Below are 21,715 nucleotides of genomic sequence, written 5' to 3'. Positions count from 1 at the left end.
CTGCGTCACGATGGAGTTGCGCCGCCTCGTTCGACGGGCGGCAATGGGTGAAACCACCACCACTCCATGAACGACGCGCCCGCGTGCCGAGAGCTGCGCGGCGAGCGGGATCGACCTGCGCCGTGCCGGCGCTGCTCGCGCCGCCCATGAACCGTTTGGCCGCCGGACGCGGATAACAGGTGACCCATCCCGCTCCGCGAAAGGCTCCAGATGAGGCACCTGCGGCGAGCAAATGATGTCGATGTCGGTGCGATGGCGGACGGAGCGATTATCGCCCGGTCCGTGCAGGAACCGGAGATCTTCTCGGTCATCTTCGACCGACACGCGCCGCACATCCATCGTTACCTGGCCCGTCGTCTCGGCGTGCCGGTGGCGGACGACCTGGTTGCTGAGACGTTTCTCGCGGGGTTTCGTCGTCGGGATCGATTCGACGTCACCCACTCGAACGCCCGGCCATGGCTGTATGGGATCGCCACCAACATCGTCAGCCAACACTGGCGCAATGAGGAACGGGAGTACCGGCTACGGCAGGCGTACGTCCCCCCGACGAGCGAGACGGAGCACGCCGACCGGGTCGCCAGTGTGGTGACCGCGCAATCGCTACGTCGGCTCCTTCTGGACGCGTTGGCCGTGCTCTCCGACGGAGACCGCGACGTGTTGCTGCTGGTCGCGTGGGAGGACCTGACCTACGACGAGGTTGCCGCCGCTCTGACGATTCCGGTCGGAACCGTGCGATCACGACTCAACCGAGCCCGCCGGCTGCTCCGTGAGCGGTTGGGCGGCGAACCGGCCGGCACGATCAAGGAGGCACTGAGCAATGGATGAGATGCGGCTGCTCCAGCAACTCGGTGGCGAGACCGGGCTGCCGACGATCGAGCGATTGGAGCCGGCCCGTACCCGGCTGACGACCGCGATGACCACCCTGGCCTCCGTACCCGTTTCGACGACCGTACTTCCGGCGCCTCCCCGCTCGCGGCAGCCCGTTTGGCGGCTCGTGCTCAGCGGGGTGGCGGCGGCCAGCGTGGCTGCGTCGCTGACTGCCGTACTGGTCCTTGCCCCGGACCGGCTCGGTGGCAGCACGCCGGCCGCCCGGGCCGATGCGGCCCAGGTTCTCCGGAACGCGGCGGCCGCTGCGCTGGAGCTGCCCGATGTCAATCCCCGGCCGGATCAGTTTGTCTACTCACGCAGCCAGGAGGGTGCGGAAATCCGGGAAAGTTGGCAGTCGGTGGACGGAGTCCGGGACGGTCTGATCATCGAGACCTCTGCCGATGGCCGCACGGAGACCATCCTGCCCGGCTGCCGGAACGGAAGGTCCGCGGTGACCAAGGGCGGCCAGGTGGTGCCGGGCGAGACCGAGCGGTGCATTCCAACGCCCGCCTACCGTGCCGACGTGCCCACCGACGCCGCCGCCATGCGGGCCTTCCTGACGAAGAACCGCAGCGGTGAACCGGGTGACGCCAATGCTGCCGGCAAGGACGTCCTCAACTACCTCAGCGACGGCTACCTACGCCCTCGATCACGTGCGGCGCTCTACGAGGCGGCAGCGGCGACGCCGGGCCTGCGGGCTGTGGAGCACGCCAAGGACGGCGCAGGCCGATCGGGTATCGGGATCGCCTGGTCGTCGACGGGCGGCCCGGGACAGATCGTGCTGGTCTTCCATTCCGAGACCTACGCCTTCCTCGGCGTGGGTGGGTCGGCGGGATCGTCGGCCGTGCTGGCTCTCGCCATCGTCGACCGAGTCGGTCAAACACTCTGATCTTGCCCGGACGGGCGGGCGCCTCGGGGCGCCCGCCCGGTGGCTGCCGGCGCCGGCAGCCGAGAGCAGAGCGGCTGCCGGCGCGGGGCGAGCGAGGGAATCAGGCGCGATGACCCTCGCTGGATGATCATTTTCCGGCAATCGGCTGGTCCGGTTGGAACGGTTCGCGCGCTAGGCGGCTCAGGACTTCGCGGGCCGCGTCCCGGGGGTTGTCGCCCACTCGGCCCGGGAGCGCCCCGGCCAGCCAGAGGGTCGCGAAGCCGTGCGCGATCGACCAGGCCGCCAACGCGTCCCGGTCGGTGTCGGTAGGCGTCCCGCTGGTGGGCAACGTGGCCACCCCGGCACGCAGCGCGGCCCTGGCCCGGCCCCGTGCGGCGATCAGCTCGGGGTCGTCGGCCCGGTACAGCTCGGGCCGGAACATCACCTCGAAGTGCGCGCGGTGCGCTACCGCGAAATCGACGTACGCGACGCCGGCGGCCAGCAGGTCGTCGCCCGCCGCGGCCAGCGCCTGGGTCAGCAGGTCGAAGCCCTGAATGGCGAGCGCCGTACGCAGGCCGGCCTTGTCGCCGAAGTGGTGGGCGGGCGCGGCGTGCGAGACGCCGGCCCGCCGAGCCAGGTCGCGCAGGCTGAGCACCGCCGACCCGTCCTCCTCGATGGCGTCGAGCGCCGCCGCGAGCAGCGTGCGACGGAGGTCCCCGTGATGGTATCCGCGCGTCTCGGTCATGCCCGGAATCCTATCTTGCCATTGACAAGATTCCACTCGACGGGCAATCTTGCCAGTGACAAGTTTCCCCGAGGAGGATTTCGATGGCACCCCTGATCGCCCTGATCGTCGGCACCGCGCTGGCCCGGCTGGCCGGCCTGGTCGGCGTCGCCGCCCTCGACGGCTGGCACCCCGCACTCCGGGTCGGGTTGGCCCTGCTGTTCGTGGTGACCGGCCTCGCGCACTTCGCCGGTCGACGCCGCGCCGACCTGATCGCGATGGTTCCGCCCCGCCTGCCGCAGCCGGACCTGCTGGTCACCCTCACCGGCGCGCTGGAGCTGGCGGGCGCCGTCGGGCTACTGATCCCGGCGACCTCCCGACTGGCTGCGGCCGGGCTCGGCCTGCTCATGCTCGCGATGTTCCCCGCCAACGTCTCGGCCGCCCGCCGGAAGCTGACCCTCGCCGGACGCCCGGTGACCCCGCTTCCACAGCGCACGCTCCTGCAGATCGTGTTCCTGGCCACGGCTGCGGCTATTTCGTTTGGCCCCTGACTATCAGGGAGCTAAGGTACGCCTCGTGGAACTCGTGACCCTCCAGGACGCGCCGCTCGGCCGGCTGCTGCTGGTGGCCGGGCACCTCGTCGAGCAGCGGTGGAACCGGTACCTCGCCGAGGAGCACGGCCTCACCCATGCCGGCATGGTGACCCTGATAACGCTCGCCCGACACGGTGAGCTGCCGCACCGCGAGGTCGCCGAGATGGGCTTCGTCCGCCCGGCGACCCTGACCGGCATCGTGGACACGCTGGCCCGCGACGGGCTTGTCGAGCGGCAGCGCGACGACAACGACAGGCGCAGCATCCGACTCGCCATCACCCCCGCCGGGCGGGAGCGGCTGGCGAGACTCACCTCCATGATCCACTCCGGGCGCCCCATCACCTCGGTCGACGCCGACCCGGCGAAGGCCCAGGTGATCCGGGAGTTCCTGCTCGAGGTCATCGCCAGCGGGGACGACCCGCGGATGACCGGACGACCCACCGACGCGAAGGAACCGTCGTGCTGATCCGACTGTTGCGCGGTCAACTGCGCACCTACAAACGACCGCTGCTGGCAGTGGTGCTGCTCCAGTTCGTGGGCACCATGGCCTCGCTCTACCTGCCCAGCCTCAACGCGGACATCATCGACAAGGGCGTGGCCCGGGGCGACACCGGCTACATCGTGCACACCGGCGGCTGGATGCTGCTGGTCAGCCTGGTCCAGATCATCTGCTCGATCGCCGCCGTCTACCTCGGCGCCCGGACGGCGATGGGCTTCGGCCGGGACGTCCGCGCCCGGCTGTTCGCGCACGTCAACCGCTTCTCCGCCCGCGAGGTGGCCCGGTTCGGCGCACCGTCGCTCATCACTCGCAACACCAACGACGTGCAACAGGTGCAGATGCTCGTGCTGATGAGCTGCACCATGCTGGTCGCCGCCCCGATCATGAGCGTCGGCGGCGTGTTCATGGCGCTGCGCGAGGACATCGGGCTCTCCTGGCTGATGCTGGTCAGCGTGCCGGTGCTGGCCGTCGCGCTGAGCGCGATCATCAGGCGGATGGTGCCGGGCTTCCGGCTGATGCAGACCCGGATCGACACGGTCAACCGGGTGCTGCGGGAGCAGATCACCGGGATCCGGGTGGTCCGCGCGTTCGTCCGCGAGCCGTACGAGACGGACCGATTCGGTGTCGCCAACGCCGACCTGACCGCCACCGCCCTGCGTACCGGACGGTTGTTGGCGTTGATCTTCCCGGTGGTCATGCTGGTGCTGAACGTGTCCAGCGTGGCGGTCCTCTGGTTCGGCGCGCAGCGTGTCGACTCGGGTGCGATCGAGATCGGCGCGCTCACCGCGTTCCTGCAGTACCTGATGCAGATCCTGATGGCCGTGATGATGGCCACCTTCATGCTGATGATGGTGCCCCGGGCCGCGGTCTGCGCCGAGCGGATCGTCGAGGTGCTGGACACCGACTCCTCGGTGGTCCCCGCCGCCACCCCGGTCAGCGACCTGCCCACCCGGGCCGAGTTGGAGCTGCGCGGGGTGCGCTTCCAGTACCCGGGCGCGGTCGAGCCGGTGCTGCGCGACATCTCCTTCACCGCCACCCCGGGCACCACCACGGCGATCATCGGCAGCACCGGCGCGGGCAAGACGACGCTACTGTCGCTCATCCCCCGCCTGGTCGACGTCACCGGCGGCGCGGTGCTTGTCGACGGGGTGGACGTCCGCGAGCTGGAACCCGACGAGCTGTGGCGGCGCATCGGCCTGGTGCCGCAGCGGCCGTACCTGTTCACCGGCACGGTTGCCAGCAACCTGCGCTACGGCAACCCGGACGCCACCGACGAGGAGCTGTGGGCGGCGCTGGAGATCGCCCAGGCCCGCGACTTCGTGGCGCAGATGCCCGGCGGTCTGGACGCGCCGATCGCCCAGGGCGGCAGCACCGTCTCCGGTGGGCAGCGGCAACGCCTGGCCATCGCTCGGGCCCTGGTCCGGCAGCCGGAGATCTACCTCTTCGACGACTCGTTCTCCGCGCTGGACCTCGGCACCGATGCACGGCTGCGGGCGGCGTTGCGGCCGGTCACCGCGCAGTCGGCGGTGGTGATCGTGGCCCAGCGGGTGTCCACGATCGTCGACGCCGACCAGATCATCGTGCTCGAGAACGGAGGGGTCGTCGGAGTGGGACGACATGCGGAGTTGTTGGAGACCTGCCCGACGTACGCCGAGATCGTGGCTTCCCAGCAGACGACGGAGGTGGCGGCATGAGCGAGCCGGACGAGTCGCGGACCGCGACCGTACCCAGTCAGAAGCCGGGCGGCGACGCGCAGCAACCCGGCGCCGGCGCTCCGACGCCAAAGCGGCTGCCTGCCGGCCGCCCGGGCGGCGGCCCGCCCTGGATGAGCGCCGGGATGCCCGCCGAGAAGTCGATGAACTTCGGGCCGTCGGCCCGCCGGTTGCTCGGTCGGCTGCGCCCGCACCGGCTGCACCTGAGCGCGATCATCACCCTCGCCGTGGTGAGCGTCGGGTTCAGCGTGGCCGGCCCGAAGATCCTCGGCCACGCCACCGACCTGATCTTCAGTGGGGTGATCGGTCGGCGACTCGCCCCGGGCACGACCACCGAGCAGGCCGTCGCGGCGGCGCGGGCCAGCGGCAACGACAGCTTCGCCGACATGCTGGCCCGGATGGACGTGGTTCCCGGCGTGGGCATCGACTTCGACGCGCTGCGCCGGGTGCTGCTGCTGGCGCTCGGGCTCTACCTGGCGTCGAGCGTGCTGTCGTGGTGGCAGGGCTGGCTGCTCAACGGGGTGGTCCAGCGCACCGTGCTGCGGCTGCGCGCCGAGGTGGAGGAGAAGCTCAACCGGCTGCCGCTGCCCTACTTCGACAGGCAGCCGCGCGGTGAGCTGCTCAGCCGGGTCACGAACGACATCGACAACATCTCGACGAGCCTCCAGCAGACCCTGAGCCAGCTGCTCACCTCGCTGCTGACCGTGGTCGGCGTGCTTGTCGTGATGTTCTGGATCTCACCGCTGCTGGCCCTGGTCGCCCTGGTCGCCGTACCGCTGTCGGTGCTTGTCACCCAGCGCATCGCCAAGCGCTCCCAGCAGCAGTTCATCGCCCAGTGGAAGCACACAGGCGAGCTGAACGGCCAGATCGAGGAGGCGTACACCGGTCACGAGCTGGTCAAGGTCTTCGGCCGGCAGCGCGAGGTGGAGGCCGAGTTCCACGCGAAGAACGACGAGCTGTTCCGGGCCAGCTTCGGCGCCCAATTCGTCTCCGGGATCATCATGCCGTCGATGATGTTCATCGGAAACCTGAGCTACGTGGCGATCGCCGTGGTCGGCGGGCTGCGGGTGGCCTCCGGGACGATGAGCCTCGGCGACGTGCAGGCGTTCATCCAGTACTCCCGCCAGTTCACCCAGCCGCTGACCCAGCTCGCCTCGATGGCCAACCTGCTCCAGTCCGGGGTGGCGTCGGCCGAGCGCGTCTTCGCGGTGCTCGACGCCGACGAGCAGAGCCCCGACCCGGTCGAGCCGGCCCGGGTCGTCGACCCGCACGGGCGGGTCGAGTTCGAGCACGTCTCCTTCCGGTACACGCCGGACAAGCCGCTGATCGACGACCTGTCGCTGGTCGCCGAGCCGGGGCACACGGTTGCCATCGTCGGCCCGACAGGCGCCGGCAAGACGACCCTGGTCAACCTGGTCATGCGGTTCTACGAGCTGGACGCCGGCCGGATCACGCTCGACGGCGTGGACATCACCACGATGCGCCGCGACGACCTGCGCGGCCGCATCGGCATGGTGCTCCAGGACACGTGGCTCTTCGGCGGCACCATCCGCGACAACATCGCGTACGGCCGGCCGGACGCGACCGAGGAGGAGATCGTCGCCGCGGCCCGGGCCACCTTCGTGGACCGGTTCGTGCGCAGCCTGCCGGAGGGCTACGACACGGTCATCGACGAGGAGGGCAGCAACGTCAGCGCCGGCGAGAAGCAGCTCATCACCATCGCCCGGGCGTTCCTGGCCGAACCGTCCCTGCTGATCCTGGACGAGGCGACCAGCTCGGTGGACACCCGCACCGAGGTGCTGCTCCAGCGGGCGATGGCCGCGCTGCGCTCGGACCGGACCAGCTTCGTCATCGCGCACCGGCTCTCCACCATCCGCGACGCCGACCTGATCCTGATGATGGAGGACGGCCGGATCGTCGAGCAGGGCACCCACGAGCAGTTGCTCGCCGCCCAGGGTGCGTACCACCGGCTCTACCGCTCGCAGTTCACAGGCGCCGCGGTCGACGAGGAACCGGCCGCGCCCGCCGGGGCCCAGCCGGCGTCGGTCTGAGGGCGGACCGCCGTGCGCGCCACACGATCGACGACGGTCCGCCCCGGGCCGGTGGGCGGGTCAGTCCGCCGGCAGCAGGTCGGCCGCGCGGGCGGCGACCTGCCCGCCGATCAGGGCGAGCGCGGCGGCGGCGGGCATCGGGTCCAGGGCGCGGCCGCCACGCAGGCGCAGCGCGAGGCGTCCGTCGGCCGCCTCCCGGGCACCCAGCACCCCGAGGTACGGGACGCGGCGACGGGCCGCGTCCCGGACCCGGGCGCCCAGCGAGCCGGCGGCGTCGACCTCGACCCGCAGGCCGGCGTCGACGGCCCTCCGGGCCAGCTCGGCCGCCGCGCCGGCCTGCCCGTCGTCCACCGGCAGCAGCACCAACTGCACCGGCGCGTACCAGGCCGGGAACGCGCCCTCGTGCACCTCGATGAGGTACGCGAACAGCCGCTCCATGCTGCCGACCAGGCTGCGGTGCAGCATGACCGGCCGACGCCTGCTGCCGTCGGAATCGGTGTACGACAGGTCGAACCGCTCGGGTTTGTCGAAGTCCACCTGGATGGTGGAGATGGTCGACTCGCGGCCGGCCGCGTCCACGATCTGGATGTCGATCTTCGGTCCGTAGAAGGCGGCCTCCCCGGGCGCCTCGACGTAGTCCACCCCGTCCAGCGCGCCCCGGAGCAGGTCCTCCGCGCGGGCCCACTGCGCGTCGTCGCCGACGTACTTCCCGCCCGGTCCGCGCAACGACAGTCGGAGCCCGGCCGGGCGGACGCCGAGCGCGGCGTGCGCCTCGCGGATCAGCCGGAGGATCTCGACGACCTCCGCACCCACCTGCTCGGGGGCGCAGAAGGTGTGCGCGTCGTTGAGCGAGATGGCACGTACCCGGGACAGCCCGCCGAGGACGCCGGAGCGCTCCGAGCGGTACATCCCGCCCAGCTCCGCGATTCGCAGCGGCAGCTCCCGGTAGGAGCGGCCCCGAGCCCGGAACACCAGCGCGTGGTGTGGGCAGAGCGCCGGGCGGAGCACGAACTCGTCGTCGGCGCTGAGCCGCATCGGCGGGAACATGTCGTCGGCGAAGTAGCCGAGATGGCCGGAGAGTTCGAAGAGCTCGCGCTTGCCCAGCGGCGGCGAGTAGACGTGCTGGTGGCCGGAGCGGCGCTCCAACTCCCGCACGTACTCCTCGACGGCGTGCCGGGCGGCGGCGCCGGCCGGCAGCCAGATCGGCAGGCCGGCGCCGGCCAGCGGATCGGAGACGAAGAGGTCCAGCTCACGGCCGAGCCTACGGTGGTCGATCATGTCGGGCTCCTGGATCGGGGACGACCCGGAGGCGACCTGGACACCGAACGCCGCGCGGCCCTCGGGGGCGGATCGCCCCGGGGCCTGGTCGACTGTGGTTACGTCAGAGCGGCACGCCGGGGACACCCGGCGTCGTCGTCATCACTACCGCGCTGCGCATACGGCGACGGTAGCCCTCGGGCGGTCGGGGACGCACCCGGATTTGCGACTGTGGGAGAGGGGGCGGGCCGCCGGCGCGGGACCCGCCGGCGGCCCTGGGCGAGCCCAATCGTCAGGAACGGGGGACCCGACGGGCTGGGCCGCGCCGACAACGGTACGCCGACGGACGCCGATCCGCCGACCGCCTCGGGCCGCTGTGGGACGCTCGCCGACCCGTCACCCGAGGGGTGTTCGCCTCGTTGGACCGGGGTGGCCCAGTGGTGTCGGCGGTCACGACGGGACGGGGCTGTCCACGGTGATGCCGGCCACGCCGTCAGGCTCAAGACACCCAATCGGCCGCATCCGGCGAGGTGGCAGGCGTGCCCGAACTACTGACTGACGTCGCGTCGCCGACGTGGGCGTACCTGGTGCTGCTCGGCCTCCTGGTCGCGGACGCCTTCGTTCCGGTGATACCCACCCAGATCGTCATGATCACCAGTGGCGCGCTGACCGTCTACGGCGGCCTCAGCCTGCCGGTCACCATCGCCGTCGGCGCGCTCGGAGTGTTCGCCGGTGACCTCGCCTGCTACCTGCTCGGACGTGGCGCCCCGGACCGGCGGGCGCCACGGCACGCCGAGCCCAGCCGGGCCCGCCGGATGGCGAGCCGGGTCACGCAGGGATTACGCCAACCCGGGCCGCTCGTCATCCTGCTCTGCCGCTTCGTGCCCGGCGGACGCATGGCGGCCTGCTTCTCGGCCGGCCGCAGCCGCTATCCGTACCGGCTGTTCGCGCTCTACGAGGCGATCGCCGCCCTCGGCTGGGCCACCTACGGCGCGCTGGTCGGTCACCTGGGCGGCACCGCGCTGACCGAGTCCGCCTGGCGGCTGGCCATCATCGCCACCGCCGCCGCGGCCGGCTTCGCCGCGGCCGGCTGGGCCATGACCCTGGTCAGCGCCCGCCACGCCCGCACCGCCGCCGGAACCGACATCCCGATCGACTGAGCCGCAACCTCACCGGCCCGAAGGAGGCACACGATGCTCAGCGGAGTTGATTGGCGAGATGTCCGGGCGAAAGCCCGGGCACTGGAACCTTCGTCATGGGACCATCCGGACCGAGCTGCCCGCCGGGCTCAGCAGCGTGAACAATTGTTGAAATCGTTGCGCACCGAAGAGATTGATCAATCCGACGGTGACGGTTCCAACGCCTCGTAAGGGATTTCTACGGCAGGTCGTCGGTGAGTTCTTCGCACCACTGCGCGAAGCGCTTGCGCATCTCGTGAATGTGGACCTCGGCGGCACCGTAGGCGGCGAAACGACGGTCTGGATAACGTTCCAACATGCCGAACAGATCCGCCAGGATCCGTCGATCGAACCCCGCATCGGCTTGTTCGGCCAACTCGCAGAGCCGCGTCCGCGTGTAGCGGCCGGACACCAGCGCCGCGTCTATGTCCAGGAAGTCACGGGGTTCGGCGCGCGTGTAAAGGGCGGACATCTTTCCCGCGACGACGTCGTCGGCGTGCAGCACCGGACCGATGTCCATCATCACCGGCGGCAACGCGCGCCAGTTGGCCGCCAGTTCGACCTTGTACGGATGCTCGGGCAGAGCTGAATCGGTAACCGTGAGCCGGGCGAAGGTGTCGAACTGCTGCGTTACCTCAACGGAGTATCCGCCGTTGCGGTAACCGTCCACCACAGCGTCCACTGCTGCGGAAAACTCGCCGCGACGTTCCCATGCCGTGAACAGGTCAACGTCCTCGCTCGGCCGATCCAAGATGCCGTGGACGGCAACCGCGTACCCGCCGGCCAACGCGAACCCGTAACGGGCAGCGACCCGCAGCCCAATCTCCGCCAAGCGAAGATGAACGTCATCCATCCCTACCCGGCCAGCGCCTGCGGCGGCGTGGCCAGTTCCGGAAAGCGTGCCAGCCACAGCGCTCGCAGCCGCGCCGGAAGCCAAAGACTTGGCCACAGGTGACGCAGAGTCGGTCCGTGCAACCATCGGTTCAGGTCTGCGGCCGAACCAGCCTGGTTCAGCACCGTCTGGTACATCAGTTGCAGGTCGCCGGCGTCGTCCAGGTCGTAGGTGCTGTCACCGGACCAGTCGAGCCAGCGGTCGAGCGTCACCACTCCGCGGACCGGGCCGCGCAGGCCGGACAGAGACTCGGCGACCACGAAGTGCCGCTGGTCCACGTAGCGTGACCCAGAGGGGGCTCCATATTCGCTGGCCATCTATCCACCTCCCAGCCCAGATCGTACGTCGGAGCGGCACGGATGGCGGGCAGGACATCCACTGCGCTCTTCGAGCCCATTCATCTAGGGGTGGGCCCTCCGGGCGATTTCAGTGGGCTTCCCCGATTCGGTTCGGGTGCCGTCGGCCCCAGGCTGAGGCATGTCTGGAACCCGGAACACCGGCCTGCTGGCGCTCGGCGGAATCGCCCTGGCGGCGCTGCTCACCGTGATCGGTCACCTCGAGGTCAACGACGACCTCAATCCGTGGGCGCTGACCATCAGCGATTTCGCGGTCTCCGACCGGGGTGGCGTCATCGACGTCGCCATGGTGGTGCTGGCGCTCGCCAGCCTCGCCCTGCTGTACGGGCTGCGCCGGCCCGCACCCCGGGCGCGCACCGCTCGGACGGCCGAGCTGCTGCTCGGGGCGTGGGCGGCAGGGCTGCTGCTGGCCGCGGTGGTGCCGACGAACGAGCCGGGCACCGCCATGACCACGTCCGCGTACCTGCATCGGTACGCGTCGGTGGTCGCCTTCCTGGCGCTGCCGGTCGGCGGCTGGCTGCTCGCCCGCCGGCCGGACCTGGCGGGTGCCGCCCGGACGCTGCGCACTCTCACCCTGCTCAGCCTGGCCCTGGCGGCGGCGATGGTCTGGTCCGCCTACCCCGGCGGGCGCGTGCTCATCGGCCTGGCCGAACGGCTGCTCATCCTCACCGAGGTGGCCGTCCTCGCCACCGTCGCCGTGATCCAGACCCGACGGCTCACTCCAGCTCGTGCAGCATGAGCTGGCGGGCTGCTTCGGTGATCGAGCCGGAGAGACTCGGGTAGATCGTGATGGTCTGGGCCAACTCGTTGACAGTCAGGTTGTTCTCCACGGCCATGGTGATCGGCAGGATCAGCTCGCTGGCCTTGGGTGCGACCACCACGCCGCCGATGACCTGGCCGCTCGCCGGCCGGCAGAACAGCTTCACGAAACCGTCCGACAGGTCGTCCATCTTGGCGCGGGCGTTGCCGGACAGCGGCAGCATCACCTGCCGGGCCGGGGTCTTGCCCGCGTCCACCTCGTCCTGCGACACACCGACGGTGGCCAGCTCGGGGTCGGTGAAGACGTTCGCCGCGACGGTCCGCAACCGCAGCGGACGGACCGCCTCGCCGAGGGCGTGCCACATCGCGATCCGGCCCTGCATGGCGGCAACGCTCGCCAGCAGCAGCACGCCCGTGCAGTCACCGGCGGCGTAGATGCCTGGCACGTTCGTCCGGGAGACCCGGTCGACGGTGACGTAGCCGCCCCGGCCCAGCTCCACGCCGTACTCGGCCAGGCCCAGGTTCGCCGTGTTGGGGATCGAGCCGACCGCGATCAGCGCGTGCGAGCCGGTGACCTTGCGACCGTCGGACAGCTCCACCTCGACCCCGTCGGCGGTACGCCGGACCGCGTCGGCGCGGGAGTTGTTGAGGATGTTCATGCCCCGGTTACGGAACACCCGCTCGATCGCCGACGCCGCGTCGGCGTCCTCGTGCGGCATCACCCGGTCCCGGCTGGAGACCAGGGTGACCTCGACCCCCATCGCCAGGTACGCGCTGGCGAACTCGGCGCCGGTCACGCCGGAACCGACAACGATCAGGTGCTCGGGCAGCTCCGGCAGGTCGTACACCTGACGCCAGGTCAGGATGCGCTCCCCGTCCGGTACGGCGGTGGGCAGCTGGCGGGGTGTCGAACCGGTCGCCACCAGCACGGTGGACGCGGCGATCGAGTACTCCTCGCCGCCGTCGGCCGGGGTGACGATGACCAGGTGGGTGTGCCCGAGGGCGTCCTCGCCCAGCCGGGCGGTGCCGGCCACGACTGTGACGCCTGCCTTGAGCAGCTTGGCGTGGATGTCGGCGGACTGCGCCAGCGCGAGGCGCTTGACCCGCTCGTGCACGGCCTGCGCGTCGACGGTGACCGCCTCCAGGCCGTCCGAGTGCACCCCGAACTCCTCGGTGTCCCGGTAACCGGTGACCACCTGTGAGCTGGCGATGAACGTCTTCGACGGCACGCAGTCGGAGAGCACGCAGGCCCCGCCCGCGCCGTCGGCCTCGACCACTGTGACATCGGCGTCCAGTTGGGCGGCGACCAACGCCGCCTCGTACCCGGCCGGCCCACCGCCGATGATCACGATCCGGCTCACAGAGCCATCCCTTCGCTCGCGACTGCGGGGCTCCGCTCCGCTGCACTCCTCGCGCTCACCACGTTCGCCCCCCGATCGATTCTCACAGTGACTTTCTTCTCCCGAACGCGTCCGACACGCACAGTCGTATTCTCCCCCACCCACTCGCCGGGCTATCGTCATCGCCGTGCGTCATCACGCCGCCTACGGCTCAAACCTCGACCCGGCCCGGATGCGGGCCTACTGCCCGCACTCGCCCATGGTGGGCACCGGCTGGCTGGAGGGGTGGCGGCTGACCTTCGCCGGCGCCGACGTGATCGGCTGGGAGGGCGCGGTGAGCACCGTCGTCGAGTCCCCCGGCGACCGGGTCTTCGTGGCGATCTACGACATCCACCCGTACGACGCGGCCCAGCTCGACGAGATCGAGGGGGTTACCGCCGGCACGTACCGCAAGCTGCACGTCCGGATCTCGACCCTCGACGGCGACGTGACCGCGTGGGTCTACGTGTTCGACGGGTACGAGGGCGGCCTGCCGACCTCGTGGTACCTGTCCGAGATCGCGAACGCCGCCGAGAAGGCGGGCGCACCTGACGACTACGTCACCGAGCTGCGGTCCCGTCCCACCGGCACCGCGTCCCCGTAGCGCGTATCCCACGCCCCCAGTCTGCAACCGTCGCGGCTCGCGTGGCCCGTCGGGCCCGGCCGGGGTCGTCAATCACACACCGGCGGCCGGGACGACCCGCTCGTACATGTCGGTCCAGAGCGTCTCCCGCAGGCCCACCGACTCGTACAGCGACAGCGGGGCGGTCGGGTTGGTGAGGTCCACCCCCAGACCGGCCGACGTCCGCCCCTTCTCCGCGTAGCGGGCGAAAGCGCGGCGCAGCAGCGCCACACCCACACCCCGTCGGCGGTACGCGGGCAGCACCGACAGGCTCTTCACCCAGCCCTGCTGCTGGTCGAGCGCCTGGTCGGAAGACTGCAACGCGCCGGCGAGCACCCCGTCGACCTCGGCGACGAACCACTCGTCCCAGGCGGTCACGTCACCGATTCGGGCCCGCCACCGCTCGTACGACAGCGGCTCGTGGTCCGGGGTGTCGCCGAACGCGACGTCCTGGATCCGGTGGAACTCCCGCAGCTCGGCCTCGTCGTCCGGGCGGACCTGCCGCACCGTCACCCCGTGCGGCGGCGACGGCTCGGCCGGCAGGTCGGCAAGCGAACGGCGCATCCGGACGTACCGCTTGGCCAGTGTGAATCCGGTGGCACGCAGGTCGCGGGCCCAGTCGCGTTCCGGGGCGCACACCGCGCACCGGACGGTGAGCGCCGGCAGTCGCCGCTCGGCGGCCCGCTCGGCGACCCGGTCGAGCTGCCGGGCCAGCAGTGGCGCGCGGAGGGTGGCGGCCCGCTGCGGGTCGACGTAGACCTCCACGAACTCCCGGCCGACCCCGGTCGGGTTGTCCACCGTCGCCCAGGCGACCACTGTGCCGTCCGGGTCGAGCGCCAGCCAGGAGTCCTGGCTCGGGTCGAAGTGGGGGGCGGTAAGCGACGCCTCGACGTCGTCGGCGTCGAAGTCGGGATGGCCGATGGCGAAGGTGTCGGCCGCGTGCACCACCGCGAGGATCGCCGGTACGTCGTCGAGGGTGGGGCGGCGCGTGGTCCAGCCGGCGGGAAGCGTCACGGCAGAAGATCCTGGCAGCCGCCGGCCGACGCCGCCGCCCATTTTCCGCCGGGGCGGCTCAGCCGGCGAGGCCGGCGCGGGTGCGGTGCAGCAGCTCCACCAGCTCGCCACCGTCGGCGGGGCCGAGCGCCGCGAACGCCGGTGCGGCCAGCCGGTTGGTCACCGCCTCCGCCCAGAGCCGCCGACGCACCAACGGCCCGATCGGGGGGTACGGCGGCGGCCAGCCGCACGCCACCGCGCCGGCCTCGCCCTCCGGCCCGGCCAGCACCGCCTCCAGCGGGGTCATGCCGGAGGCGCGCACCGCCAGCAGGTAGGCGCCCGTGAAGTGTTCACGCAGCAGTCGCAGCCCGGCGGCGCTCCGGGCGCCCGGGGAGAGATCCGGCAGCGGCATGGCCCGCCACGCGGCGAAGAGTGGCATGCCGCTGGCGTCCGCGGCGGCCACGGCCCGTTCGACGAGGCCGGCCAGGCGCTCGACCCCCGGCAGCACCTCGAGCTGCTGCGTCCCCCACCGGCAGCACTCGACGAGACTCGCGGCTGCCACCTCGGCAGGTCGTAGGACCCGGGCGGCCGCGTCCCAGCCGTCGGCGACGGCGTCCGGTGCCACGAAGCCGATGGCGGCGGCGGCCGTCTGCGCCCGTACGTCTCCGAGAGCGCCGGCCCGACCGGTGATGTAGAAGGCCCAGCCGGAGATGCCGAGCTGTCGGGCCCGGCGCAGCGTGCTCGGGCACCTGCTGAACCCGTCGCCAAGATCGAGGATGACGGGCTTGCTGGCGGCGGCGACCTGCTCCGGCGTCATCGAGGCGCCGCCCGTGGGCGTCGCGGCACGGCGGCGGCGCTCCGCTCGGGGTCGGCTGGCCCCGGACGGCCCGCCCGCTCGTCGTCGTCCATCGATCGTCAGTCTGCCGCGCCACCGCCCGCGTCCGCATCCCCCTCTTCGGCCGCCAACGCCTCGACGGCAGCCTCGATCTCGCCCGCCCGCCGCCGCGCGACCGTGACCGCCCGTTCGGCTGCCCGCCGGGCCAATCTGGCCCGGCTGAGGTCCTGCTCGGCGACCGCCCGCCGTCGCTCCAGCTCGGCCAGCTCGGTCTCGATCCCGTCGAGGACGGCGACACCGTCGCGTTCCTGCCCGGTCGCCTCGGTCAACTCGTCCTCGGCCCGCTGCTGGTCGGCCCGGGCGCGATCCCACTCGCGGTCCAGCGCCCGGCGGCGGCGGGCGCGCTCGGCCCGAGCCGCCCGCTGCGCCGCACGCTCGGCCTGCGCGGCCCGCTCCCCGGCCCGGTCGGGGGCCGCGCCGCGGCCCTCGCGCTGGACGCCGGGCCGACGGGTGGGGGGCGGGGCCTCCGGCTCCTCCTCGTCGCCGGTGACCAGCCGCAGCTGCGGTCGGGGCACTTCACCGAAGCCGGCGTAGCTGGCCGAGCGGAGCAGCCGCCCGGCGCGGACCTGCTCGGCGACCTCGGCGTCGGAGAGCGCCGCGTTCAGGGTCGCCTCCACCTCGGCGAGTGGCAGTCGACCGGCCGGTGGGGCCTCCGGCTCCGCCGCGGCGAGCTTGCGGACCTCGGCGACCAGTGCCCCGACCACCGCCCGGCGCTGGGCGGACAGCTCCCGGAGTCGGGAACCGCGCAGCTCCCGCTGGGCGGCGCGCAGGGCGTCGGCGAGGTGGACCAGGTCGGCGACCAGCTCGGGACGTCGGATCGCGAGCAGGTTCACCAGCCAGGCGGCGACCGTGGGGCGACGCAGCCGGGCCAGCTCCCGGGCGGTGGTCGGGTCGCCGGCCCGGCGGGCGTCGGCCACGGCGGCGTCCCGGGCGGCCACGAACCGGTCCGGTGGAGTGCGGTAGAGCTGCTGCACCAGCTCCGTGGAGGGGCCCGGCATCGCGTCAGACGTCCACCCGGCTACCGGGCTCCAGCCGCTGGTAGTCGGTGCCGGACAGCGCGGCGTACTGCCGGTCGAGCACGGCCAGCCCGTTGTCGTTGAGCAACGCGTCGTGCAGGGCGTACGCGCGTCGGGGCGCGACCGCGCGGATGAAGTCGACCACCTCGGAGAACTTCGACCAGGGGGCGTGGATCGGCGCGAACAGCGTGTCGACGGGTGTCTCGTCGGGCACCACCAGGGAGTCTCCCGGGTGGTAGACCACGTCGTTGATCAGGTAGCCGAGGTTGTCCACCACCGGGATGTCGGGATGGATCACCGCGTGCCGCCCGCCGTACGCGCGGACGGCGACCCCGGCCGCGGTGAACGACTCGCCGGCGTCGACCGGGCGCAACGCCTCGGCCGCGTCGCCCAGGGCCTCGGTGAGCGCGGCGGGCCCGAAAATCGGGAACGGCTGCCGGTCCAGTTGCAGGCGCACCGCCGCCAGGTCGAGGTGGTCGGGATGCTGGTGGGTGATCAGCACCGCGTCCGCACCGTCCAACGCCCTGGCGGGATCGCTGAACATCCCGGGGTCGATGACGAGCACTCCCCCGTCGTGTTCCACCCGCAGACAGGAGTGGGCGTACTTGGTGAGCCGCATCGTGACTCCTCGGCTGTCGAATCGTGATGTCCTCAGCGCAGTCTGCCGGAACCAGCCGGCGGGCGCGTCACGTCCGAGCTATCGCCACTGAAGCTGACGACGATGGGAGCGGGGATGGACGGACGGACAGGACGGCGCCGCGGCGCACTACTGGCGGCAGGGGCACTCGCGGCGGCGCTGGCCCTCGCGGGATGCAGCGCCGGCGACAGCGGGTCGGCGGACTCGGCGGCCCCGGCGGCCAAGGCGCCGCTGGCGGAGGGCGGGGCGGCCGACAAGGGCCGCGCCGCGGACGCGGGGGCCGGGGCCGGTGCTCCCGACCTGCGGGTCGACCAGCGGGCGATCATCTACACCGGAACGATGCGGGTGCAGGTGGCCAATGTGGACGACGCAGCCCGTGAGGTCAGCGCGGTGGTCACTCGGGCCGGCGGTTTCATCGGCGGTGACCAGCGGCGCAGCGCCGAGGCCGACGCGGTGGCGGAGTTGCAGCTACGCGTGCCGGCGGCGAAGTTCGCAGGGGTCGTCGAGGAGGTCGCGAAGCTCGGCCGGCAGGAGAGCCGGGAGATCAACACCCAGGACGTCACCGAGGAGACAGTCGACCTGGAGGCCCGGATCATCACTCAGCGGGCGCGCGTGGACAGCGCACGGCGGCTGCTCGCCCGCGCCAGCTCGATCGCCGACCTGGTGTCGTTGGAGAACGAGCTGGGTCGCCGGGAGGCGGACCTGGCCTCGCTGGAGGCCAAGAAGCGACGGCTGGCCGACCTGACCGCGTTGTCCACGATCACCGTGTCACTGGCCGGGCCGGCGGCGAAGACCAGCGAGGAGAAGGCCGAGACCGGCTTCCTGGTCGGGCTCAAGGGTGGCTGGGGGGCGTTCGTCACCTCGATGACGATCCTGCTCACCGTCCTGGGCGCGCTGCTGCCGTGGTTGGTGGCGTTCGGCGTACCGCTGGCGGTTCTGCTGCTGGTGCTGCGCCGGCGACGGAAGTCGCCGGCGCTCACCGCCGGGGTCAGCGCGCCGCCGCCAGTGCCCGCAGCGCGGTCTGCACCATGACGCGTACGCCGGCCGGGATGGCCCGCTCGTCCACGTCGAAGGACCCGCGGTGCAGGTCGACGTTGGGCCCGGCGCGGCCCACACCGAGGCGGGCGAGGGCGCCGGGGACGTACTCCAGATACCAGCTGAAGTCCTCGCCGCCCATGCTCTGCGGCGTCTCGGCGATCCCCTCCGGCCCGAGCGCGGCGCCGGTGGCGGCGGTCAGCACCTGGATCGCGCGGGAGTCGTTGCTCACCGGCGGCCTGCCGCGCAGGTACTCCAGGTCGACTGTGGCGCCGGTCGGGGCGATCACGTCCCGCACCACCTGAGCCACGATCTTGGGAGCCTGCTCCCAGGTGTCGCGGTCCATGACGCGCAGGGTGCCCGAGGCGCTGGCCTCGGAGGGGATGACGTTGTAACGGGTGCCGGCCGAGGCGTGGCCGAACACCAGCAGCAGCCCGCTGTTGGCCGGCACCCGGCGGCTGACCAGGGCCGGCACCTCGGTGATCAACCGGCCGAGGGCGTCCACCAGGTCGACTGTCAGGTGCGGGCGGGCGGTGTGGCCGCCCGGCCCGGAGAGCCGGACGGTGACGTTGTCGGCGGCCGCCGTGATCGGGCCGACCCGCAGGCCGACCTGGCCCACCGGCAGGTTCGGGTCGCAGTGCAGCGCGAAGATCTGCACGACGTCGTCCAGGCCGCCGGCCTCGATGACCTCCAGCGAACCGCAGGGCAGGATCTCCTCGGCCGGCTGGAAGATGAGCCGGACCCGGCCGTCCAACTCGCCGAGGTCGGCGAGCTGGGCCAGCAGCATGCCGACGCCGAGCAGGATCGTGGTGTGCACGTCGTGGCCGCAGGCGTGGCAGACGCCCTCGACGGTGGAGCGGTACGGCACGTCCTTGGGGTCGTCAAGCGGCAGGGCGTCGATGTCGGCGCGCAGCGCGATGATCGGGCCGTCGGGGCGGCCGTTGACGTCGCAGATCACGCCGTTGCCCTTGGGCAGCAGCCGAGGGTGCAGGCCGGCCAGGGAGAGCTCCCGGGCGATCAGGGCCGCCGTCTCGAACTCCGTGCCGGACAACTCGGGGTGCGAGTGGAGGTGACGGCGCGTGGCGATGAGCCCCGGTACACGAAGGGCGAGGAGGTGGTCCAGGTCGCGGGGCAGGGGCTGGGACCCGGGCGGAGTCTCCGGCCAGGACGACGCCAGCTGGCCGCCGGTGGGCAGCGTCAACGCACTCGTCACGTCGAATTCTCGATCACTAGAGATGGATGGATCATCGGGGACAGCAGACAGCCTAGACCTCCGGCGGTGACGCTGCGCAACCTCGTTATGGTGATGATCGGACCGCGTAGCGTCACGTATGCCCTGCTGAGGGCGCTCGTCAAGGTGCGGGACCGCAGGTAGATCGCGTTCGAACGCCGTCATCCGCCCCCTCACCTCCTACTACGCGTAACCGGACCGGGTGGCCACGAATCGAGACGCGACCCGTGGACCGCACGCTGCGAATTGTCGCATTAGTCGGGGTGATGAACTGACACTCCGACAATAAGCCGACCACTCTCCGCAACGGGCCGGACAGGACGCTCACATACGCCCGCCCACCACGACCGCACACCCTGTGCGTTCCGGCACGCACCCCGTCGGCGTACCCGTAAAGCCGGGTGGACACACCCGGGTCGGAACCGGTCAGAACCGGTCGGTGGGCCGGTACAGACCCCAGACCTCGCGCAGCGTCCCGCAGACCTCGCCCACCGTGGCCCGGGCGCGCAGCGCCTCCTTCATCGGGTAGAGCACGTTGTCCGAGCCCTCGGCGGCGGCGCGCAGCGCGGCGAGGGCCCGCGTCACCGCGTCCGCGTCCCGCTCGGCGCGCAGCCGGGCCAGCTTCTCGGCCTGCGCGGCCTCGATCGTCGGGTCGACCCGCAGCGGCTCGTACGGCTCCTCCTCGTCGATCGCGAACCGGTTGAGCCCGACCACCACCCGCTCGCTGGAGTCGATCTCCTGAGCGATCCGGTACGCCGACTGCTCGATCTCCCGCTTCTGGAACCCGGCCTCGATCGCGTCGACGGCCGAGCCGTGGTCGGCCACCCGCTCCATCAGCTCCACGGCGGCGGCCTCCAGCTCGGCGGTCATCGCCTCCACCACGTACGAGCCGGCGAACGGGTCGACGGTGGCCGTGAGGTCCGTCTCGTACGCAAGCACCTGCTGGGTGCGCAGCGCGAGCCGGGCGGCCTTCTCGGTGGGCAGCGCGATCGCCTCGTCGAAGCTGTTGGTGTGCAGCGACTGCGTGCCGCCGAGCACCGCGGCCAGCCCCTGCACCGCGACCCGGACCAGGTTCACCTCCGGCTGCTGGGCGGTGAGCTGCACACCGGCGGTCTGGGTGTGGAACCGCAGCATCATCGACTTCGGATCCCTGGCGCCGAAGTCGTCATGCATCAGCCGAGCCCAGATCCGCCTGGCGGCGCGGAACTTCGCCACCTCCTCCAGCAGCGTCGTCCGGGCCACGAAGAAGAACGACAGTCGGGGCGCGAAGTCGTCCACGGCGAGCCCGGCGGCCAGCGCGGCGCGGACGTACTCCACACCGTTGGCCAGGGTGAACGCGATCTCCTGCGCGGGCGTGGCGCCTGCCTCGGCCATGTGGTAGCCCGAGATGGAGATCGTGTTCCACTTCGGCACCTCCTTGCGGCAGTACGCGAAGGTGTCGGCCACCAGGCGCAACGACGGCTTCGGCGGGTAGATGTACGTCCCCCGGGCGATGTACTCCTTGAGGATGTCGTTCTGGATGGTGCCGTTGAGCGCCGTGCCCGGCACCCCGTTCTCCTCGGCGACGAGCTGGTAGAGCAGCAGCAGCACCGAGCCGGGCGCGTTGATGGTCATCGAGGTGGACACCCGGTCCAGTGGGATGTCGGCGAAGAGCAGCCGCATGTCCTCGATGGAGTCGATGGCCACGCCCACCTTGCCGACCTCGCCGTGCGCGATCGGGTCGTCGGAGTCGTACCCCATCTGCGTCGGCAGGTCGAAGGCGACCGAGAGACCCATGGTGCCGGCCCGCAACAGTTGGTGGTAGCGCGCGTTGGACTCGGTGGCGGTGCCGAAGCCGGCGTACTGGCGCATGGTCCACGGGCGGGAGGTGTACATCGTGGGGTAGACCCCCCGGGTGTACGGGAACTCGCCCGGGCCGCCCAGCCGGGAGTCCAGGTCCTCCGGAAGGTCAGCCGCCGTGTAGACGCCCTTGATCGGGAAACCGGACTCGCTCGACCGCCGTTCACTCATCCCCGGATGGTAGGACGCGCCGGCTCAAGGTCGCGTGAGGGATACCGCACAGTGCGTCCCGACACCTCGACGGGAGGTGAACGGTTGGACACGATCTGTGGTCTTCGGTAAACGTCCGCCGCGTCGGCTTTCGCATCGGGC

The 21,715-nt window shown here is 71.6% G+C and carries 21 protein-coding genes; 10 read left to right on the top strand and 11 right to left on the bottom strand.

The genetic code is table 11. From position 1 onward, the window contains the following. Positions 1-210: 210 nt before the first annotated feature. Together ACGFIE_RS11155 and ACGFIE_RS11150 are read left to right on the top strand one after the other, a co-directional pair. On the top strand, positions 211-825 hold the full coding sequence (locus tag ACGFIE_RS11155) for an RNA polymerase sigma factor (protein ID WP_393293450.1): 615 nt from the start codon (positions 211-213) through the stop codon (positions 823-825). Between the two features lies 1 nt (position 826). Then, positions 827-1,756 (top strand): CU044_5270 family protein, encoded by a 930-nt coding sequence (locus ACGFIE_RS11150; RefSeq protein ID WP_393293448.1) that lies wholly within the window; start codon positions 827-829, stop codon positions 1,754-1,756. 127 nt (positions 1,757-1,883) lie between these two features. Here the strand turns inward: ACGFIE_RS11150 and ACGFIE_RS11145 are convergent, their stop codons facing one another. Then, positions 1,884-2,480: a TetR/AcrR family transcriptional regulator gene (locus ACGFIE_RS11145; protein WP_393293446.1), complete on the bottom strand. Its 597-nt coding sequence runs from the start codon at positions 2,478-2,480 to the stop codon at positions 1,884-1,886. Positions 2,481-2,563: 83 nt separating this feature from the next. Between ACGFIE_RS11145 and ACGFIE_RS11140 the strand changes: the two genes are divergently transcribed. From ACGFIE_RS11140 to ACGFIE_RS11125, 4 genes are read left to right on the top strand one after another with little or no spacing between them, the layout of a single operon-like run. Continuing rightward, the gene (locus tag ACGFIE_RS11140) at positions 2,564-3,010 is read left to right on the top strand and encodes a DoxX family membrane protein (protein WP_393293443.1); all 447 of its coding nucleotides are present in this window, start codon (positions 2,564-2,566) and stop codon (positions 3,008-3,010) included. 25 nt (positions 3,011-3,035) lie between these two features. Next, positions 3,036-3,518 carry a MarR family winged helix-turn-helix transcriptional regulator gene (locus ACGFIE_RS11135; protein ID WP_393293440.1) on the top strand — a complete coding sequence of 161 codons (483 nt, stop codon included), beginning with the start codon at positions 3,036-3,038 and terminating at the stop codon, positions 3,516-3,518. Next, complete coding sequence (locus ACGFIE_RS11130; protein ID WP_393293437.1) at positions 3,512-5,245, top strand: ABC transporter ATP-binding protein; 1,734 nt, start codon at positions 3,512-3,514, stop codon at positions 5,243-5,245. Before ACGFIE_RS11135 ends, ACGFIE_RS11130 begins: the two co-directional genes overlap by 7 nt. Continuing rightward, a complete protein-coding gene (locus ACGFIE_RS11125) occupies positions 5,242-7,314 on the top strand; it encodes an ABC transporter ATP-binding protein (protein WP_393293434.1) in 2,073 nt (690 codons plus the stop codon). The genes ACGFIE_RS11130 and ACGFIE_RS11125 overlap by 4 nt, the downstream gene beginning before the upstream one ends. Before the next feature lie 60 nt (positions 7,315-7,374). On the opposite strand, the gene thrS is transcribed toward ACGFIE_RS11125, so the two are convergent. After that, positions 7,375-8,592, bottom strand: a complete 1,218-nt coding sequence (gene thrS, locus ACGFIE_RS11120; protein ID WP_393293431.1) for a threonine--tRNA ligase — start codon at positions 8,590-8,592, stop codon at positions 7,375-7,377. 518 nt (positions 8,593-9,110) lie between these two features. Here thrS and ACGFIE_RS11115 point away from each other — a divergent pair. Beyond that, the gene (locus tag ACGFIE_RS11115) at positions 9,111-9,731 is read left to right on the top strand and encodes a DedA family protein (protein ID WP_393293428.1); all 621 of its coding nucleotides are present in this window, start codon (positions 9,111-9,113) and stop codon (positions 9,729-9,731) included. 217 nt (positions 9,732-9,948) lie between these two features. Here ACGFIE_RS11115 and ACGFIE_RS11110 read toward each other — a convergent pair whose 3' ends face one another. Both ACGFIE_RS11110 and ACGFIE_RS11105 read right to left on the bottom strand, forming a co-directional pair. Next, positions 9,949-10,602 carry a nucleotidyl transferase AbiEii/AbiGii toxin family protein gene (locus ACGFIE_RS11110; protein ID WP_393293426.1) on the bottom strand — a complete coding sequence of 218 codons (654 nt, stop codon included), beginning with the start codon at positions 10,600-10,602 and terminating at the stop codon, positions 9,949-9,951. A 2-nt stretch (positions 10,603-10,604) separates the two neighbouring features. Continuing rightward, a complete protein-coding gene (locus ACGFIE_RS11105) occupies positions 10,605-10,958 on the bottom strand; it encodes a hypothetical protein (RefSeq protein WP_393293423.1) in 354 nt (117 codons plus the stop codon). Between the two features lie 160 nt (positions 10,959-11,118). On the opposite strand from ACGFIE_RS11105, the gene ACGFIE_RS11100 reads away from it, so the two are divergent. Then, entirely contained in the window at positions 11,119-11,736 is a 618-nt protein-coding gene (locus ACGFIE_RS11100) for a DUF998 domain-containing protein (protein WP_393293420.1), read from the top strand. Here ACGFIE_RS11100 and ACGFIE_RS11095 read toward each other — a convergent pair. After that, positions 11,714-13,117, bottom strand: coding sequence for an NAD(P)H-quinone dehydrogenase (locus ACGFIE_RS11095; protein ID WP_393293417.1), 1,404 nt, complete (start codon positions 13,115-13,117; stop codon positions 11,714-11,716). The two genes, ACGFIE_RS11100 and ACGFIE_RS11095, sit on opposite strands and share 23 nt — an antisense overlap. Positions 13,118-13,283: 166 nt before the next feature. Between ACGFIE_RS11095 and ACGFIE_RS11090 the strand changes: the two genes are divergently transcribed. Further along, positions 13,284-13,739 carry a gamma-glutamylcyclotransferase gene (locus ACGFIE_RS11090; protein WP_266248834.1) on the top strand — a complete coding sequence of 152 codons (456 nt, stop codon included), beginning with the start codon at positions 13,284-13,286 and terminating at the stop codon, positions 13,737-13,739. Positions 13,740-13,811: 72 nt separating this feature from the next. On the opposite strand, the gene ACGFIE_RS11085 is transcribed toward ACGFIE_RS11090, so the two are convergent. From ACGFIE_RS11085 to ACGFIE_RS11070, 4 genes are all read right to left on the bottom strand, one after another. Beyond that, positions 13,812-14,771, bottom strand: coding sequence for a GNAT family N-acetyltransferase (locus ACGFIE_RS11085; protein WP_393293415.1), 960 nt, complete (start codon positions 14,769-14,771; stop codon positions 13,812-13,814). Between the two features lie 58 nt (positions 14,772-14,829). Continuing rightward, positions 14,830-15,567 (bottom strand): hypothetical protein, encoded by a 738-nt coding sequence (locus tag ACGFIE_RS11080; protein ID WP_393293412.1) that lies wholly within the window; start codon positions 15,565-15,567, stop codon positions 14,830-14,832. Between the two features lie 98 nt (positions 15,568-15,665). Beyond that, positions 15,666-16,643 (bottom strand): hypothetical protein, encoded by a 978-nt coding sequence (locus ACGFIE_RS11075; RefSeq protein ID WP_393293409.1) that lies wholly within the window; start codon positions 16,641-16,643, stop codon positions 15,666-15,668. Positions 16,644-16,647: 4 nt separating this feature from the next. Beyond that, positions 16,648-17,280 (bottom strand): MBL fold metallo-hydrolase, encoded by a 633-nt coding sequence (locus ACGFIE_RS11070; protein ID WP_393293407.1) that lies wholly within the window; start codon positions 17,278-17,280, stop codon positions 16,648-16,650. A gap of 93 nt (positions 17,281-17,373) precedes the next feature. Between ACGFIE_RS11070 and ACGFIE_RS11065 the strand changes: the two genes are divergently transcribed. Then, positions 17,374-18,330, top strand: coding sequence for a DUF4349 domain-containing protein (locus ACGFIE_RS11065; RefSeq protein WP_393294617.1), 957 nt, complete (start codon positions 17,374-17,376; stop codon positions 18,328-18,330). On the opposite strand, the gene ACGFIE_RS11060 is transcribed toward ACGFIE_RS11065, so the two are convergent. Further along, complete coding sequence (locus tag ACGFIE_RS11060; RefSeq protein WP_393293405.1) at positions 18,287-19,546, bottom strand: amidohydrolase; 1,260 nt, start codon at positions 19,544-19,546, stop codon at positions 18,287-18,289. The genes ACGFIE_RS11065 and ACGFIE_RS11060 overlap by 44 nt on opposite strands. A gap of 444 nt (positions 19,547-19,990) precedes the next feature. Next, positions 19,991-21,574, bottom strand: coding sequence for a methylmalonyl-CoA mutase (locus tag ACGFIE_RS11055; protein WP_393293403.1), 1,584 nt, complete (start codon positions 21,572-21,574; stop codon positions 19,991-19,993). Positions 21,575-21,715: the final 141 nt, after the last annotated feature.

The organism is Micromonospora sp. NPDC049275 (assembly GCF_043197115.1).
Lineage (GTDB): Bacteria > Actinomycetota > Actinomycetes > Mycobacteriales > Micromonosporaceae > Micromonospora.
Note: the sequence above shows the minus strand (reverse complement) of the source record. Positions and strands in the feature narration are given on the sequence as shown.